The sequence below is a fragment of the Pseudomonas sp. M1 genome, from assembly GCF_022760135.1.
Classification (GTDB): Bacteria; Pseudomonadota; Gammaproteobacteria; order Pseudomonadales; family Pseudomonadaceae; genus Pseudomonas; species Pseudomonas citronellolis.
Genome location: NZ_CP094343.1, coordinates 3,965,043 through 3,980,432, shown reverse-complemented (window position 1 = coordinate 3,980,432; position 15,390 = coordinate 3,965,043). Strand labels below are relative to the sequence as shown.

Annotated in this window: 14 protein-coding genes and 3 pseudogenes; 4 read left to right on the top strand and 13 right to left on the bottom strand. The window is 65.5% G+C overall.

From position 1 onward, the window contains the following. Positions 1-7: 7 nt before the first annotated feature. Positions 8-526, bottom strand: coding sequence for an Hcp family type VI secretion system effector (locus PM1_RS17610; RefSeq protein ID WP_009619740.1), 519 nt, complete (start codon positions 524-526; stop codon positions 8-10). A gap of 484 nt (positions 527-1,010) precedes the next feature. On the opposite strand from PM1_RS17610, the gene PM1_RS17605 reads away from it, so the two are divergent. After that, positions 1,011-1,373 (top strand): hypothetical protein, encoded by a 363-nt coding sequence (locus tag PM1_RS17605; protein ID WP_024128368.1) that lies wholly within the window; start codon positions 1,011-1,013, stop codon positions 1,371-1,373. Here the strand turns inward: PM1_RS17605 and PM1_RS17600 are convergent. The 4 genes and pseudogenes from PM1_RS17600 to PM1_RS17585 form a co-directional block, all read right to left on the bottom strand. Beyond that, positions 1,352-1,546, bottom strand: a pseudogene (locus PM1_RS17600) (ParB family protein); the annotation flags it as partial. The gene PM1_RS17605 and the pseudogene PM1_RS17600 sit on opposite strands and share 22 nt — an antisense overlap. Beyond that, the gene (locus PM1_RS17595) at positions 1,539-1,796 is read right to left on the bottom strand and encodes a hypothetical protein (RefSeq protein WP_082033894.1); all 258 of its coding nucleotides are present in this window, start codon (positions 1,794-1,796) and stop codon (positions 1,539-1,541) included. The gene PM1_RS17595 and the pseudogene PM1_RS17600, both read right to left, overlap by 8 nt. Next, positions 1,780-2,439: pseudogene (locus PM1_RS17590) on the bottom strand (ParA family protein); the annotation flags it as partial. The gene PM1_RS17595 and the pseudogene PM1_RS17590, both read right to left, overlap by 17 nt. A gap of 59 nt (positions 2,440-2,498) precedes the next feature. Beyond that, positions 2,499-2,769 (bottom strand): annotated as a pseudogene (locus PM1_RS17585) (IS5/IS1182 family transposase); the annotation flags it as partial. A gap of 434 nt (positions 2,770-3,203) precedes the next feature. Between PM1_RS17585 and PM1_RS17580 the strand changes: the two are divergent. From PM1_RS17580 to PM1_RS17570, 3 genes are all read left to right on the top strand, one after another. Beyond that, positions 3,204-4,274, top strand: coding sequence for an ABC transporter substrate-binding protein (locus tag PM1_RS17580; protein WP_009619742.1), 1,071 nt, complete (start codon positions 3,204-3,206; stop codon positions 4,272-4,274). Between the two features lie 121 nt (positions 4,275-4,395). Continuing rightward, the gene (locus tag PM1_RS17575; RefSeq protein WP_009619743.1) at positions 4,396-5,256 is read left to right on the top strand and encodes an ABC transporter permease; all 861 of its coding nucleotides are present in this window, start codon (positions 4,396-4,398) and stop codon (positions 5,254-5,256) included. After that, positions 5,249-6,328 (top strand): quaternary amine ABC transporter ATP-binding protein, encoded by a 1,080-nt coding sequence (locus tag PM1_RS17570; protein WP_009619745.1) that lies wholly within the window; start codon positions 5,249-5,251, stop codon positions 6,326-6,328. The genes PM1_RS17575 and PM1_RS17570 overlap by 8 nt, the downstream gene beginning before the upstream one ends. 415 nt (positions 6,329-6,743) lie before the next feature. Here PM1_RS17570 and PM1_RS17565 read toward each other — a convergent pair whose 3' ends face one another. The 8 genes from PM1_RS17565 to PM1_RS17530 form a co-directional block, all read right to left on the bottom strand. Beyond that, positions 6,744-7,694, bottom strand: coding sequence for an ornithine cyclodeaminase family protein (locus tag PM1_RS17565; RefSeq protein WP_009619747.1), 951 nt, complete (start codon positions 7,692-7,694; stop codon positions 6,744-6,746). Between the two features lie 93 nt (positions 7,695-7,787). Beyond that, positions 7,788-8,840 carry a proline racemase family protein gene (locus PM1_RS17560; protein WP_009619748.1) on the bottom strand — a complete coding sequence of 351 codons (1,053 nt, stop codon included), beginning with the start codon at positions 8,838-8,840 and terminating at the stop codon, positions 7,788-7,790. A 101-nt stretch (positions 8,841-8,941) separates the two neighbouring features. Continuing rightward, entirely contained in the window at positions 8,942-10,276 is a 1,335-nt protein-coding gene (locus tag PM1_RS17555) for an MFS transporter (protein WP_009619749.1), read from the bottom strand. A gap of 10 nt (positions 10,277-10,286) precedes the next feature. Then, entirely contained in the window at positions 10,287-10,448 is a 162-nt protein-coding gene (locus PM1_RS17550) for a hypothetical protein (RefSeq protein WP_009619750.1), read from the bottom strand. 213 nt (positions 10,449-10,661) lie between these two features. Then, entirely contained in the window at positions 10,662-10,862 is a 201-nt protein-coding gene (locus PM1_RS17545; RefSeq protein ID WP_009619751.1) for a tautomerase family protein, read from the bottom strand. 191 nt (positions 10,863-11,053) lie between these two features. Then, positions 11,054-12,505, bottom strand: a complete 1,452-nt coding sequence (gene gabD / locus PM1_RS17540; RefSeq protein WP_009619752.1) for an NADP-dependent succinate-semialdehyde dehydrogenase — start codon at positions 12,503-12,505, stop codon at positions 11,054-11,056. A gap of 72 nt (positions 12,506-12,577) precedes the next feature. Further along, positions 12,578-14,221, bottom strand: coding sequence for an acetolactate synthase large subunit (locus PM1_RS17535; RefSeq protein WP_009619753.1), 1,644 nt, complete (start codon positions 14,219-14,221; stop codon positions 12,578-12,580). A 124-nt stretch (positions 14,222-14,345) separates the two neighbouring features. Continuing rightward, a complete protein-coding gene (locus PM1_RS17530; RefSeq protein ID WP_009619754.1) occupies positions 14,346-15,128 on the bottom strand; it encodes an NAD(P)-binding domain-containing protein in 783 nt (260 codons plus the stop codon). Positions 15,129-15,390: the final 262 nt, after the last annotated feature.

The following is a 15,390-nucleotide window of genomic DNA, read 5'->3' as shown; positions in this document are numbered from 1 at the left end:
GCCGGGATCAGGCTTCCTGCGGCTTGCGCCAGTCGTCCGAGGCCTCGGTGCCGGCGATGGCGTGGGTCCAGGTGATCTTGCGATAGGCCATGGAGACTTCGACCAGTTGGGTGTACTCGGCCTTGGTGGCGTCCTGGGCGTGCGGCAGCGCCGTCACGATGTCAACGATGGTGGCGTCTTCCAGATGGGTGGTGAAGAAGTGCTCCTGCTTGCCTTCGGTGGAGGTGCGGTACCACTTCACTTCGACCTTGGGCAGCATTTCACCCGAGGCCAGGGCCTGGTACATCAGCGGCGTGGCTTTGTTCAGCGCGCTGGTGAATACGAAGGGTTTGTGCACGCGCTGGCCCGACGGCTGACCGCTCTGCGGATCGGTCGGGGTGGCGATGCGGTGCTTGATTTCCTGGACCAGGATTTCGTCTTCATGGCCTTCGACGTAGACGTTGCCGACGGAATCGGAGGTGAAGGCGCCCTGGGTGATGTTGCCCTGGGTCTTGCCTTGGATGCTGATGTACGCGGGAGTTGGCATGGTGTTCTGTCCTTGGATGGTGTAAGTGAAAAGGGCGAAGTAGCCCTGTTGCCAATAGGTGGCGTAGACGCTTGAGCAGAACCCGTGCCAATCGACCTCCTGGTGCTGAGAAGTTCTTTTATGACAATGGCTTACGTTATTTTTTTGGGGTGCTGGCGGTGGCAGAGAAACAAGGGGAAATCCGCGTAAGTGTTTTTTCGAGCGGGAATTCGAGCGAACTCTTGCTCGCCTGTTTTCAAGTCTTTGATGCATAAGAATAAAAAACGGGCAAGAGCTTGCTCGTGCGGGCAAGTTTTTGCCCGATTGCTTCGTCGTTGAGTCGAGCAGAGTCTTGCGAGCGGTATTTGCGGACTTCAGCAGCACAATCGCGCGATGGTTACGGAGCAGTCCCACAGACGGCACCAACCTGTGCCTTCTAGTCTCCAAGGCTGCGCTTTGCCATGTAGACAGGCGCAAACCACTTCGTAGAGAGGGCCTTTCTGCCATGCAAACGCCTACTCTCCACGCCCGTGATACCGCTCTTACGCCGGACTCCCTGCTCGACATTCTCTGCATCAGCGCACCGCGAGGGCCGATTTCGGTAAAAGGCCTGGCTCGCGAGCTGAACTACTGGATCAAACCCGGCGAAGACGTTCCCTGTCGCCTGTACGGGCGATTGGCACTGGGAGATGCCAGCATCCGGTTTGAGCTGCCGGGGCTTACGGTGTTGCAAGATGAAGCCGCAGTCGTGTTGCACGGTACCCTGCGAATCAAGCCCATTCGGCAAGGGCGGGCGTCGCACGAAGTCATTCTGGTAGGCGATGTCGTGTCTGAGTGGAAGCCATTGGACGCCTTGATTTCCTCGTAGGCCGGCTTGCGCTTCTTCCTGGGGCCGTGGTCGTAGGGGCGCAACTGATCCAGGATCACGACCATGGGCGTATCGGCGATGGGATCGCTCAAGGCCGTGGCAGACGGTTCTGTGCGCTGGAAACCCGCTGCGAGTAGCTTCTCAGCCATGTTCTGAGGGGTTATCTCAGCCATCCAGGGCCTCCATATCCTCCGTGCCGGAAACGCTTGCCTCGCGAGTTGCGCGCTTTATCTGTGCTCGTGCATTGAGGCCAGCCCGGTGGTCACTTGCCGTTGAGCTGGTGTAGATCGGCGCATAGCCGTGCTTGGTGAGTTTGATGTGACCACCGGAAGTTCGACTGGCATGCCAGCCTTCTGCAAGGGCGAACTCGACCAATGCGCGTAGTTGCTTGTGTCCGCGAGACAGCTTATGCGCGTTTGTCATGACGAGCTCCCGTGGATGCTGTGGGCTTGCCTGTCACCTGCGCAAGACGTTCACGCCATTGCGGAAACAGCTCGACGGCCAGCGTGCGCATGGTGTCCAGTGCCGCCGGAGCAACTCGACCAAGGGGTTGGCGATACTCAACGCGATGCACTGGCAGACCTAACGTGGACGCACGTGGATACACCTCGATGGCTGGGATACCAGTATTAAGGACATACACACCGGTATGGTCATCGAACACGTCTCTCAATGCTTGTTGAATCACTTTGGCGTTGGATGAAACGGGATGAACGCGGTTGATCAGCAGATGCAAGGGAGGGGGAACTATTCCCAGGTGCCGGTACGGTGCGATGTCTTCGAGCAACTGCATGGTGCCGCGTCGCAACTCGCGAGCGGCAAGGATTTCCGGTGTCACCGGCGGCAGGGCGAGGTCGGAGGCGAGCACGGCCATTTCCAAGGTCACGCTGCGCGCGCCCTGGGCGTCGATCAGCACCAGGTCATAGCGCGGTGTCAGCATCGGAAGCAGGTGCCGCAGCCGCAGACGCCCGTCCGGTGCATGCAGCAGCAAGGTGTTCAGCTCGCCGCGGTGATCGTTGGAGAGCACCAGGTCGAGGCCAGCGATGACCGTGCGGGATACGAACTGCCGGTATTTCGGGCGATCAAACAGCCAGGGCGGTCCTGGCTTGGGTTTGCGCTTCATGGAGCGCTGCAGATCAGGTGAATCTTGGTGGTCAGGCCACCTCGGCTACGCCCCAACGCATGATCTAGCGGCTCTTCCGATCCCCCCTTTTTTTCCGGCGTTTGAAGAGGCTCGGGTTGCACGCACTGCGTTGGAGTCGATCATCCAGGTGTCCAGATCAAACAGACCTTCCTGATTCGACCGGACTTGCAATCGCTCAAGTACTCGGTCAAACGTGCCCTCGTCTCGCCAATCACGGAACCGTTGATACATCGTCGACCAGGGGCCGAAGCGTAGCTACCAGCCAAGCGCAATGAGCGTGTAGCCGAAAGCTGCCTGAACAAGATGCTCGAGCGTCATGCTCGACCGATGATCGTGCGAGTAGAGCTTCCCAGCGGGTTTACATACAAACCGCAGCCACTGCGCCACGACGCCCGCAGGCCCCCCGCATCTGGCCTGCAGCACGGTGCAATGTGCGAATTCTGCCGGCAATCGTCCTTTTCCTTATAGGCCGCGTAGCCCTGGCCGCCTCAGAATCGATTCCGGTCAGGATTTCGTGAGCGGGGCGGGTCGCTCGGCCCGTCGATGGACTCCAATCGAAAGTCAGCCGTTACATCAGTGCTTGGCCCGGGAATGCCTGGTTTGCGCCAAGCGAATGCGGCCGGCGCTGTGGCTTGTGAAGTTGTTCCCCAAGTGCTCTTTCGGAAACTAGAAGAGGGTGGTCGTAAATGAAAACAACAAAACAAATGACCCTGGATTTTGCACAAGGAGCCGGTGCCGCAGGTAAGGGGGCGCACGCGATGAAAGCGCTGCTGTCCTGCACGCCGCTATTGTTGGGCCTGGCCGGGTTCGCGCCGCTTGCCCAGGCGGCGGAGTGCGGCACGGTGACGATCGCGAGCATGAACTGGGCCTCCGCCGAGCTGCTCGCCGAGGTGGACAAGTTCATTCTGCAGAACGGTTATGGCTGCGATGCCAGCATCGTGCTGGGCGATACCGTGCCGACCCTGACCTCGATGGCGGAGAAGGGCGAGCCGGACGTGGCGCCCGAATCCTGGACCAGCCTGCGGCCGCCCATCACGCAGAAGAACATCCAGGAAGGGAAGCTGCTGATCGCCGGCAAGGCCTTCACCGAAGGCGGCGTGCAGGGCATCTACATTCCCAGGTTCATCGTCGATGCCCATCCCGACATCAAGACCATCGCCGATGCCTTGAAGCACCCCGAACTCTTCCCCGACCCGGAAGACCCGTCGAAAGGCGCCTGGTCCGCGGGGCAGCAGGGCTGGGGCGGCACCGTCATCGCCAGCCAGTACTACAAGGCCTACAAGGCCAGGGACGCCGGCTTCAACCTGGTGGACACCGGCTCGGCGGCCGGCCACGACGGCTCTCTCATCCATGCCTACGAGCGCAAGAAGGGCTGGATCGGCTACTACTGGGAACCCACTTCGCTGCTTGGCAAATATGAAATGGTGCGGCTGTCCTCGGGTGCTCCCTACGACGAGGCCGAGTGGAGCCGTTGCAACAAGGTGGAGAAGTGCCCGGACCCGAAACCCAATGAATGGCCGGCCGATGAGGTCAACACCATCGTGACCAGGACATTCGCGGAGCACGCCGGCCCCGCCTACAAGTACCTCTCGACCCGCTCCTGGCCCAATGCGCTGGTCAACCGGATGCTGGCCTGGATGGCGGACAACCAGGCCACCGGTGAAGACGGCGCCAAGGCGTTCCTGAAGAGGAACCCGGATGTCTGGGTGAAGTGGGTCGACGCTGACGCTGCCGAGAAGATCAAGTCAGCTCTGTAATGCGCAGCATGGCGCGGTGCGTACCCATTGCGCTGCGCCCTCTCGGCCGGGAGAAAACAAGAATGAGCCCGGCATATCGGAAAAGGGCAATCACATGAGCTGGTTTCAGGATTTTCCCCAGATGGACGATGACTCCCTGCGTAGCCTCAAGCAGGTCATCGACGAGGGCTTCCGTTCGTTCACCCGTGGCCATGGCGATAGCATCGAGAACTTCTTCGCCCCCCTGCAGAAGTTCCTGCTGCTGTCCGAGCGTTTCATGACGCAGACGCCCTGGCCGATCATCGTTCTCATCGTCCTGGCCATCGCCTGGGTCGCCAGCCGCAGCCTGAAGGTGGTGCTGGGCGCGCTCGCCACCCTGCTGGCGATCGGTTACTTCGGCATGTGGGACGACTCCATGCGCACGGTATCGATGATCTTCGTCTGCACCGTGCTGTCGATCGCCATGGGCTTGCCGATCGGCATCCTGATGGCGCGCTCGGAACGCCTCCAGCGCCTGGTCAACCCGGTGCTCGACGTGATGCAGACCATGCCCAGCTTCGTCTACCTGATCCCCGTGGTCATGCTGCTGGGCATCGGCCGGGTGCCGGGGCTGATAGCGGTGGTCATCTATGCCATCCCGCCGATGATCCGCATGACCAACCTGGGCATCCGCCTGGTGGACAAGGATGTGCTCGAGGCGGCCGACGCCTTCGGTTCCTCCAGCTGGCAGAAGCTGCGGAACGTCCAACTGCCCCTGGCGCTGCCGACCATCATGGCCGGCATCAACCAGACGATCATGATGGCCCTGGCCATGGTGGTCATCGCCTCGATGATCGGCGTGCAGGGCCTCGGCCAGCCGGTACTGAAGGCGATCGCCAACCAGTACTTCACCCTCGGCATCTTCAACGGCCTGGCGATCGTCGGCATCGCCATCATCTTCGACCGGATCAGCCAGGCCTACGGGCAGCGGCTGCAGAAACACCTGGAGGTGGTCCATGGCTGAGCGGCAGTTCGACGGCATCAGCATCCGCAATCTCTACAAGATCTTCGGTCCGGACGCGGCGGCCCACGTCGAGGCGGTGAAGCAGGGCATGGGCAAGACCGAGCTGATGGAGCGCTTCGGCCACGTCCTGGGCCTGAAGGACATCAACCTGGACATGCCGGCGGGCTGCATCCAGGTGATCATGGGGCTGTCCGGCTCGGGCAAGTCCACGCTGATCCGCCACATCAACCGGCTGATCGACCCGACCGCGGGCGAGGTGCTGGTCAACGGCGTGGACGTGGTCAAGATGAGCCAGGCCGAGCTGCGCGGGTTCCGCCGCCAGCAGACCGCGATGGTGTTCCAGAAGTTCGCGCTGCTGCCCCACCGCAACGTGATCGAGAACACCGTCTACGGCCTGGACATCCAGAAGTTGCCCCGCGCCCGGAGCCTGGACATCGCCATGCGCTGGATCGAGCGGGTGGGGCTCAAGGGCTTCGAGAAGAAGTACCCCAACCAGTTGTCCGGCGGCATGCAGCAGCGCGTGGGCCTGGCCCGCGCGCTGGCCAACGACGCGCCCGTGCTGCTGATGGACGAGGCCTATTCGGCGCTCGACCCGCTGATCCGCATGGACATGCAAAGCGTGCTGCTGGACCTGCAGAAGGAGATCAGGAAGACCATAGTATTCATCACTCACGACCTCGACGAGGCCCTGCGCCTGGGCGACCAGATCGCCATCCTGCGCGACGGCCAGGTCATCCAGCAGGGCAGCAGCCAGGACATCGTCCTGCGCCCCGCGGATGACTACGTGGCGAACTTCGTCAAGGAGGTCAACCGCGGCCGGGTGCTGCACGTCGAGGCGGTGATGACGCCGGCGCGCGCGGGCGCCGCTGCGAGCGGGATGACCATCCCCGCCGGCACCACGGTGGAGGAGGCGGTGCGCACGCTGGCGCTGGCGCCGGACGGCGACGTCATGGTGGTCTCGCCGGGCGGGAAGCCGCTGGGCACCGTGACCTTCCGCCGGCTGGCGGAGGCCATGGTCAATGCGCGGGAGTTGCCGAACCCGCGCAGCCAGGGGGTGGCGGCGGTGCGCTGAGTCTGCTCGGGAGGTCAAGTCCCTTTGCGCCCGTAATGCTGTTCATCCAAGCGCTGCCCTGGTTCAGCGAAGGCGTTCCAATCCTGGCTCCGCCCCTCACCCCAACCCTCTCCCAAAGGGAGAGGGGGCCGTTCGGAGTGGGCGGTGAATGCTGAGTCATCCTGATCACGGTTATCCGCCGTTAGCTGTGCCACCAGGGTGACCGGCGTGGCCGGTGAGTCCAATCGCGGACAGAGTCCGCTCCTACGCCCGCCGGCAAACCACCCCGTAGGATGGCGTTGAGCGAAGCGATACCCATCACCACCACCGCATGGGTTTCGCCAAGGCTCAACCCATCGTACGAAGAGCGCCTCGGCGCAGTCGGCAAGACAGTTGCTCCTACGCCCGTGCTTCCTGGAACCGAGCGGACTCCGCCCTATGCACCCAGGCCCTTCGCCCGGGCTTTCAGCCGGCCCAGGGCGTACTGGCCGACGACCAGGTCCAGGTGGGCGCCGCCGGCGTTCTTGTACAGCGTGCGCTCCGTGGCGGCGCGGGCGAAGGGGGAGCGCTGGCACAGGTCGTAGAGATCGCCCTCGATCTGCCCGGGCTGGATGACGCCGGCCTGCAGCGGCCCCAGGATGTCGCCCGCGCAGGCCGCGCTGCCCCGGTCGTCGACGAAGATACGCGCGTTGGCCACCGCCTGGTCGTCCGCCTCGCGCATGTCCGCGCGGTAGCCGCCGACGAGGTCGAGGTGGGTGCCGGGGCGCACCAGCTCGCCGCGGATCAGCGGGGTGGGGGCGCTGGTGGCGGAGGCGATGATGTCGGCGCGGGCCACGGCCGGGTCGAGGTCGTCGACGATCCGCGCGTTCACGCCCCTGGCCTGGAGTTCGGCGCAGGTCGCCATGAGCTTCGCGGCCGTGCGGTTCCACAGCAGCACCTCGCGGAGGGATGGGCGGATGTGCAGGTAGGCGTCCGCCAGGGCCTGGGCGATGGGCCCGGCGCCCATGACCAGCAGCACGGCGCTGTCCTCGCGGCTCAGCTTGCGGGCGGCCAGCGCCGAATCCGCGGCGGTTTTCCAGCGGGTGATCTCGGGGCCGTCGAGGATGGCGGCAATGGCCTTGGTGGCCTCGTCGATGACGATGAAGGCCGCCTGCTCGGTCGGCACCGGCGGCGTCGCGGCGTTGCCGGCGGGGTAGATGGAGCAGACCTTCACCCCGGCGCCGTAGCCGGGCAGCACCACGCCGCGGCTGAACAGGCCGTATTCGGCGTCGCCGATGAAGTAGCTGTCGCCGGCGGGGCGCGCGCCCAGGTGCGCCTGCTGCAGCGCCTGCAGCACGCCTTCCCAGTCCAGCAGCGCGCGGATCTGCGCGGCGTCGATCATTTGCATTCTTCCATCCTCCTGGATGCCTGGCTGAAAAACGCCGAGGGCGCCTTCGGCTGGGAAGGCGCCCTCGGGGTGGAGCATGAACGACGGGGGCACTTAAGCCCAGATGTCACCTATGGTGAAGCCCTCGGTGAAGGGATCGTCGTGGTCCAGCACGAAGGTGTTGATTCCGTAGATCCAGCTCTTGCCGGTGATGGTGGGGACCACCGCCTTGCGCTCGCCGATGCGGGTTTCCTCGATCAGCCGGCCGGTGTAGATGTTGCCGACGATGCCCTGGTGGCGGAAGTCCCGCTCCAGCGGCAGTTCGCCCTTGGCGTGCAGGGTGGCCATCTTGGCGCAGGTGCCGGTGCCGCAGGGGCAGCGGTCCAGCGCGCCGGTCCAGGTCGCCGGGTCGTCCCAGGAGAACTCGCCCGAGGCCATGGTCACCACGTTCTTCCAGTCGGCCCTGGGGTCGTCGCTGGGCCCGGACAGCTGCGAGATGGTGATGCCGATGCCCGGGTAGTCGGGGTGCGCCACCGGCAGTTGCTCGATGGCCGCCTGGCGGATCATCGAGGAGATGCGGGCGATCTCGGCGCCGTGCTGCGGGATCAGTTCCAGGCCCTTGAACTGGCGGACGTCGGCGATGACGTAGAACATCCCGCCCCAGCCCACGTCGACCCTGACCTTGCCCAGGTGCGGCACGTCGATGGTCGCGTCCAGGTGCGCGGCGAAGGCCGGCACGTTCTGGAAGGTGACGCCCCTGACCTTGCCGTCCTTGCACTCGGCCTTCACCCGGATCAGCCCGGCGGGGGCCTCCAGCACCAGTTCGGTGACCGGTTCGCGCATCGGCAGCATGCCCATCTCCAGCAGCACGGTCACCACCGAGATGGTGTTGCCGCCGGACATCACCGGGTACTCGATCTGCTCCATGATGATGTAGCCGGCGTCGGCTTCCGGGTGCGTCGGCGGCACTATGATGTTGCAGCAGTGCGCCGGGTAGCCCCGCGGCTCGCGCAGCATCAGCTTGCGCAACTGGTCGTCGTTTTCCTCCAGCCACTTCATCTTCTCGTAGACGCTGTCGCCGGGGATGTGCGGGACGCCGCCGGTGATGACGCGCATGGGCGTGCCGGCGTGGGTGTCCACCGCGTGGATCGTTCTCTTGAATGCCATCTTTTCCACCTGTACGTCTGCGGGCGGGGCCCGGGGTCGAGGTTCCGGCCAACGGCAAGGAGGCCCGCTGTGCGCGGGCCCGTGCTGCCTGTCGGTCGGGTTCAGTAGCTGAGCGAACTGGCCTGGTGCAGGTCCAGGGAACGGGTTTCCGGGGCCATCAGCCAGGTGACGAAGAGGCCCACCATGGAGACGCCGAAGGCCACGAACATGGTGTTGGCGATGCCGATGCCATCCAGTGACAGGGGCACCAGGTAGGTGCCGACGGCCGCGCCGATGCGCGACAGCGAGGTCGCCAGGCCCACCGCCGAACCGCGGATGGCAGTGGGGAACAGCTCGTTGGGGTACACGTACTGCAGCACCTGGGCGCCGCCGATGAACAGCGCGTAGCTGCCGAACAGCACCAGCGTGAGCAGGGCCGCGCCGTCCGGGCACAGGCCCAGCAGCAACAGGGCCAGGCCCGACCAGAGGAAGCTGTGCATGAGCATGTTGCGCCGGCCCAGCGGGTTGATCAGGCGGACGCCCAGCAGGCAGCCGAAGACGAACATCACGGTGATGGCCACCGCGCCCCAGGCCGCCAGTTCGCCGGTCAGGCCCATGGTGCTGAGGATTTTCGGGGCGAAGGCGTAGATGGCGAACTGCGGGATGATCGAGCAGGTCCAGAAGATGCTGACGAAGAAGATGCGCTTGCCGTAGTTGGAGTGGAACAGCGACCAGACCGAGACGTGCTGCTCCGGTGTCTTCTCCGGCAGGTTGCGCACCGAGTACTGCTCGCCATAGACCTTCTTGATCACCTGGTCGGCCTCCTGCACGCGGCCCTTGCTCAGCAGCCAGCGGGCCGACTCGGGGGTGCCGGCGCGCATGACCAGGAACAGCACCGCCGGCACCACCGCGCTGGCCAGGGCCCAGCGCCAGGCGTCCGGGCCGGCGCTGCGCAGGATCAGCTCGCCGGCGATGTAGGCCACGGCGGCGCCGACGAACCACATCATCACCAGGCTGGCGAGGATGGAGCCGCGCTGTTTCTTCGGCAGGAACTCGGCCAGCAGGGAGGTGGCCAGCGGGTGGTCGGCGCCGATGGCGACGCCGAGCATCAGGCGCAGGGCGATCAGCGACCAGGCGGAGGCGACCCAGAACTGGCACAGGGAGAACAGCGCCAGGACCACCAGCACCAGCACGTACAGCGTCTTGCGCCCGAGCCGGTCGGTGAACAGGCCGCCGACGAAGCCGCCGAAGAACATGCCCACCAGCGAGGCCGCGGCGATCATGCCTTCCTGCAACGAACTCAGCTGCAGCGCCTGGCTCAGTTGCACCATCACCACGCCGATGATGCTCAGTATGTAGCCGTCGAGGAATGGGGCGCCGGAAGAATAGATCGCCAGCTTCTTGTGGAAGCTGTTCAGCGATGCATCTTCCAATGAAATCTTGTGATTGTTGGACATGGAGCCTCCGTCAGCGCTCAGCATGCTTGTCCATGGGGGGCCGGACAAGGCTTGCCGGCGGAACAAACAGCTGTTTCTTGTTGGAATTGTTCAGTGGCTTTATCTGCACGAGTGCATCGGCCCGGCACGGCCACGGGAAGTCGCGCCGACGCTTGCCGGCGCGGCCCTGCATCCTTTCTTTTCCTGGCGTACAGATACGAACCACAGCCTGGTCAGCACTATCTCACCGAGGGCTTTGGCGGCCATATAACAGGCCTGACTACTTATAGGAGATTCCTTCTGGAGGGCCGCGGGTGCTCTGGCTCGCGGGCTGCAGGCCGCGCCGGGCGGGGCCTGCAGGGGGGCGGGAAGGGCGCCGCGACGCCGGGCGCCGCGGCGCAACCCGCTAGGCCGGATCCTCGCCGGGCCGGGCGAACAGCTCGCCGGCCACCGCCCAGTCGCAGGGGCTGACGTTCTCGAAGACGACGTGGATCCACTGGCTGTCCATGCCGGTCTTCTCGGCCAGTACGCGGGTGAACTCCGCGGCGACTTCCGCCTTCACGGAGTCGCTCTTGTCATTGAACCAGGTGACGCGGATTACGGGCATGGGCAAGTTCCTCGGTTTGTCTGCCGTTGGTTCGGCGGAGAGGGCATGATTCAGCGAGGCGTGAGTGCGGGATATAAGAACAAAGACAATTAATGCGATATTGAAAACGGCGGCCCGAAAATAAAAAACGCCAGTGGCGACTCCCGGTGCGCCACTGGCGGAAAGTTGTCAGCTGAACTTGTGCCGAAGGCTCACTGGATATTCAGGCACAGGTATTTGATCTCCAGATAGTCCTCGATGCCGTACCTGGAGCCTTCGCGGCCCAGGCCCGAGGCCTTGATGCCGCCGAAGGGCGCCACCTCGTTGGAGATCAGCCCGGTGTTGATGCCCACCATGCCGTATTCCAGGGCCTCGGCCACGCGGAACACGCGGCCCAGGTCGCGGGCGTAGAAGTAGGCGGCCAGGCCGAACTCGGTGTCGTTGGCCATGGCGATGACCTCGGCCTCGTCCTTGAAGCGGAACAGCGGTGCCAGCGGGCCGAAGGTCTCTTCCTTGGCCACGGCGGCATCCTTCGGTACGTCGACCAGAATGGTCGGCTCGAAGAAGGTGCCGCCCAGGGCGTGGGGCTTGCCGCCGGCAACGACCCTGGCGCCCTTGCCCACGGCGTCGGCGATGTGTTCTTCGACCTTGGCCACGGCCTTGGCGTCGATCAGCGGGCCGGTGGTCACGCCGTTCTCCAGGCCGTTGCCGATGTTCAGCTTGGCGACCGCCGCCTTGAGTTTCTCGACGAAGGCGTCGTACACGCCGTCCTGGATGTACAGGCGGTTGGCGCAGACGCAGGTCTGGCCGTTGTTGCGGTACTTGGAGATCAGCGCGCCGTCCACGGCGGCATCCAGGTCGGCGTCGTCGAAGACGATGAAGGGCGCGTTGCCGCCCAGCTCCAGGGAGACCTTCTTGATGTCCTGGGCGCACTCGGCCATCAGTTGGCGGCCGATCTCGGTGGAGCCGGTGAAGCTCAGCTTGCGCACGATGGGGTTGCCGGTCAGCTCGCCGCCGACCTCGCCGGCGCTGCCGGTGACCACGCTGAACACGCCTTTCGGAATGCCGGCGCGCTCGGCTAGCTCGGCCAGGGCCAGGGCGGAATACGGCGTCTGCGAAGCGGGCTTGAGCACCATGGTGCAGCCGGCGGCCAGGGCCGGGCCGGCTTTGCGGGTGATCATCGCCGAAGGGAAGTTCCACGGGGTGATGGCGGCGGTGACGCCGATGGGCTGCTTGATCACCATCAGGCGCTTGTCCGGCTGGTGGCCGGGGATCATGTCGCCGTAGACGCGCTTGGCTTCCTCGCCGAACCATTCGAAGAAGGACGCGGCATAGGCGATCTCGCCCTTGGCTTCGGCCAGCGGCTTGCCCTGTTCCTGGGTCAGCAGGCGGCCCAGGTCGTCCTGGTGCTCGATCATCAGTTCGAACCAGCGGCGCAGCTTGTTGGCGCGCTCCTTGGCGGTCAGCGCGCGCCAGGCCGGCAGGGCGCGGTCGGCGGCCTCGATGGCGCGGCGCGTCTCGGCGGCGCCCATCTTCGGCACGCTGCCGATGATCTCGTTGCTGGCCGGGTTGTTGACCTTCAGGGTCTGGCCGTTGTCGGCGTCCACCCAGGCGCCGTCGATGTAGGCCTGCTGGCGGAAGAGCGAAGGGTCTTTCAGTTGCATGCAATGCTCCTGTGGATTCGAGTGGGCGAAGGCTGGCCAGCGGCCCGGGGCGGGCCGCTGCGTCCATGGGGGTCAGACTTCCGAGCTGCGGGTTCTGAGCTCGATGTTGAGGATGCGGTCGTTCTCCGAGTAGTCCACCGGGCAGTCGATGACATGCACCCCGGGCGTGCTCAGGCAGCGCTCCAGCAGCGGCAGGAAGCCTTCCGCGCTTTCCACCCGGTGGCCCTGGGCGCCGTAGGCTCGGGCGTACTGCACGAAGTCCGGGTTGCCGTAGTCCAGGCCGAAGTCGCTGAAGCCCATGTTCGCCTGCTTCCAGCGGATCATTCCGTAGCCGTCGTCGCGCAGGATGACGACCGTGAGGTTCATCTCCAGGCGCACCGCGGTTTCCAGCTCCTGGCTGTTCATCATGAAGCCGCCGTCGCCGCATACCGCGAGGATGCGCCGCTGCGGGTACACCAGGTGTGCGGCCATGGCCGAGGGCAGGCCGGCACCCATGGTCGCCAGGGCGTTGTCCAGCAGCACGGTGTTGGGCATGTGCGCCTTGTAGTTGCGGGCGAACCAGATCTTGTAGATGCCGTTGTCCAGGGCCACGATGCCGTCCGACGGCAGCGCGCGGCGCACGTCGGCCACCAGGCGCTGCGGGTACAGCGGGAAGCGCGCGTCGTCGGCGCCTTCGGCGACCTGGGCCTCGTTGGCCTCGCGGATCGCCAGCAGGCGGCCGAAGTCCCAGTGCGAGGTGTCGCGCAGCGCCTCGCCGATCTGCCACACGGCGTTGGCGATGTCGCCGATCACTTCCACCTGCGGGAAGTACACCGGGTCCACCTCGGCCGAGCGGAAGTTCACGTGGATCACCTCGGTGCCGCCGCGGACCATGAAGAACGGCGGCTTCTCGATCACGTCGTGGCCGATGTTGACGATCAGGTCGGCGGCCTCCACCGCGCGGTGCACGAAGTCGCCGGAGGACAGCGTGGCATTGCCGAGAAAGCGCGGGTGGCGCTCGTCCACCACGCCCTTGCCCATCTGGGTGGTGACGAAGGGGATGCCGGTCTTGTCGATCAACTGCTTGAGGACCTTGGCGGTCATCTTGCGGTTGGCCCCGGCGCCGATCACCAGGATCGGGCTGCGCGCGGCCTGCAGTTTCTCCACCGCGGCCTCGATGGACTTGTGCTCGGCCAGCGGGCGGCGCGACAGGCTGCGCGGGATGGGCAGGCTGTCGGTCTGCTCGGCGGCGACGTCCTCGGGCAGCTCCAGGTGCACGGCGCCGGGCTTCTCTTCCTCGGCCAGGCGGAAGGCCTCGCGCACGCGGGAGGGGATGTTGTCGGCCGAGGCCAGCTGGTGGGTGTACTTGGTCAGCGGCTGCATCATGCCGACCACGTCGAGGATCTGGAAGCGGCCCTGCTTGGACTTCTTGATCGGCTTCTGCCCGGTGATCATCAGCATCGGCATGCCGCCCAGGTAGGCGTAGGCGCCGGCGGTGACCAGGTTGGTGGCGCCGGGGCCGAGGGTCGACAGGCTCACCCCGGTCTTGCCGGTCAGGCGGCCGTAGGTGGCGGCCATGAAGCCGGCGGACTGCTCGTGGCGCGTCAGCACCAGCCTGATCGTCGACTTGCGCAGGGATTCCAGCAGGTCGAGGTTCTCCTCGCCGGGAATGCCGAAGACATATTCGACGCCTTCGTTCTCCAGGCATTGCACAACCACATCGGCGGCCTTGGCCATCTTGCTTGCTACCTCGGTATTTCGGGGAGTGGAGGGTTGGGCGGCGGCGCGGCGCCACCCGGTGGAGCATAGGCCCGCTGGCGCGAAGGGCGCGGCGTTGCGCCAAACGGTCGCGGGCGGGGCGCTAGGCGCCGGGCCCGCTCGAGCGGGTCAGCAGCGCGTCCAGCACCACTTCGCAGGCGGCGCCCCAGTGGGCGTTGGCCTGCAGGTGGTTGAGCATGTCCAGCCCGTTGGCGGTGTAGGTGCCGGGCGTGGCGATGGCCTGGCCGAGGGTCCTGAGGTCGACGCCGGGGTGGTGGCGGGCGCTGGCGATGCAGTCCTGCATGTTGTCCAGCACCAGGCTGCGCGCCTTGTCGGCGGGCAGGCCCTTTTCCACCAGCCATTGCTGCAGGTCGTGGAGGAAGAAGTAGAACCAGCCGTTCATGCAGGCGGCCACGGTGGCCAGTTCGAAGTCGGCTTCCTCCTGCAGCACCACCAGGTGCCCGAGCGCTCGCAGCGCCCGCTCGGTGGCCGCATCCGGCGGGCAGACCACCACGGTGGATTGGTTGAACTGCGCCGCATAGGAAAGCATCGCCCGCACGCAGCGGGCTCCGGGGAAGTGCCCGGCCAGTTGCGCCAGGCCGACGCCGGCGACCAGCGAAACCAGCTTGCGCCCCGGCGGCACCCGCACCTCGTCGGCCAGCGCCGCCAGGGCGTCGGGGCGCACGCCGACGACCAGCAGTTCGGCCGCGTCGACCACCGCCTGGTTGCTGTCCATCACCTGCGCGCGGCAGTCCGCGGCCAGTTGGGCGGAGCGCTCGTGGTTGCGCGGCGACAGCAGGATGCGCCCGTCGAAACCGCTGCGGCGCAGGCCGCGCACGACCTTCTCGGTCAGCTCGCCGACGCCCAGTATGCCAAGGCTGTGCATGATTCCTCCCTTTGCCGCGGCACGCGCGGCGTGCCTGGCTCTCGATTCGATCGGTCCACTATCTCACCCGCGCGCCGGCTCGCCATATAACGACCGGGACAAGTGATAGGACGTTCGCGGCCGCCGGATCGGCGGGCAGGGGAGCAGGGCACGGCCGGCGTGGGCGGGCGAGGGGAAACCTGCTGGCAATCGTCCTTTTCGTTATAGGCGCCGGGCTGGCGCGCGCTCCAGAATTCGCCATCCGTTGTGAGAGCAGAACACC

What these genes read in the sequence shown, in the direction of transcription:
- PM1_RS17610 (WP_009619740.1), bottom strand. Translation starts at nt 526, where the DNA reads ATGCCAACTCCCGCGTACATCAGCATCCAAGGCAAGACCCAGGGCAAC.
- PM1_RS17605 (WP_024128368.1), top strand. Translation starts at nt 1,011, where the DNA reads ATGCAAACGCCTACTCTCCACGCCCGTGATACCGCTCTTACGCCGGAC.
- PM1_RS17595 (WP_082033894.1), bottom strand. Translation starts at nt 1,796, where the DNA reads ATGACAAACGCGCATAAGCTGTCTCGCGGACACAAGCAACTACGCGCA.
- PM1_RS17580 (WP_009619742.1), top strand. Translation starts at nt 3,204, where the DNA reads ATGAAAACAACAAAACAAATGACCCTGGATTTTGCACAAGGAGCCGGT.
- PM1_RS17575 (WP_009619743.1), top strand. Translation starts at nt 4,396, where the DNA reads ATGGACGATGACTCCCTGCGTAGCCTCAAGCAGGTCATCGACGAGGGC.
- PM1_RS17570 (WP_009619745.1), top strand. Translation starts at nt 5,249, where the DNA reads ATGGCTGAGCGGCAGTTCGACGGCATCAGCATCCGCAATCTCTACAAG.
- PM1_RS17565 (WP_009619747.1), bottom strand. Translation starts at nt 7,694, where the DNA reads ATGCAAATGATCGACGCCGCGCAGATCCGCGCGCTGCTGGACTGGGAA.
- PM1_RS17560 (WP_009619748.1), bottom strand. Translation starts at nt 8,840, where the DNA reads ATGGCATTCAAGAGAACGATCCACGCGGTGGACACCCACGCCGGCACG.
- PM1_RS17555 (WP_009619749.1), bottom strand. Translation starts at nt 10,276, where the DNA reads ATGTCCAACAATCACAAGATTTCATTGGAAGATGCATCGCTGAACAGC.
- PM1_RS17550 (WP_009619750.1), bottom strand. Translation starts at nt 10,448, where the DNA reads ATGCAGGGCCGCGCCGGCAAGCGTCGGCGCGACTTCCCGTGGCCGTGC.
- PM1_RS17545 (WP_009619751.1), bottom strand. Translation starts at nt 10,862, where the DNA reads ATGCCCGTAATCCGCGTCACCTGGTTCAATGACAAGAGCGACTCCGTG.
- gabD (WP_009619752.1), bottom strand. Translation starts at nt 12,505, where the DNA reads ATGCAACTGAAAGACCCTTCGCTCTTCCGCCAGCAGGCCTACATCGAC.
- PM1_RS17535 (WP_009619753.1), bottom strand. Translation starts at nt 14,221, where the DNA reads ATGGCCAAGGCCGCCGATGTGGTTGTGCAATGCCTGGAGAACGAAGGC.
- PM1_RS17530 (WP_009619754.1), bottom strand. Translation starts at nt 15,128, where the DNA reads ATGCACAGCCTTGGCATACTGGGCGTCGGCGAGCTGACCGAGAAGGTC.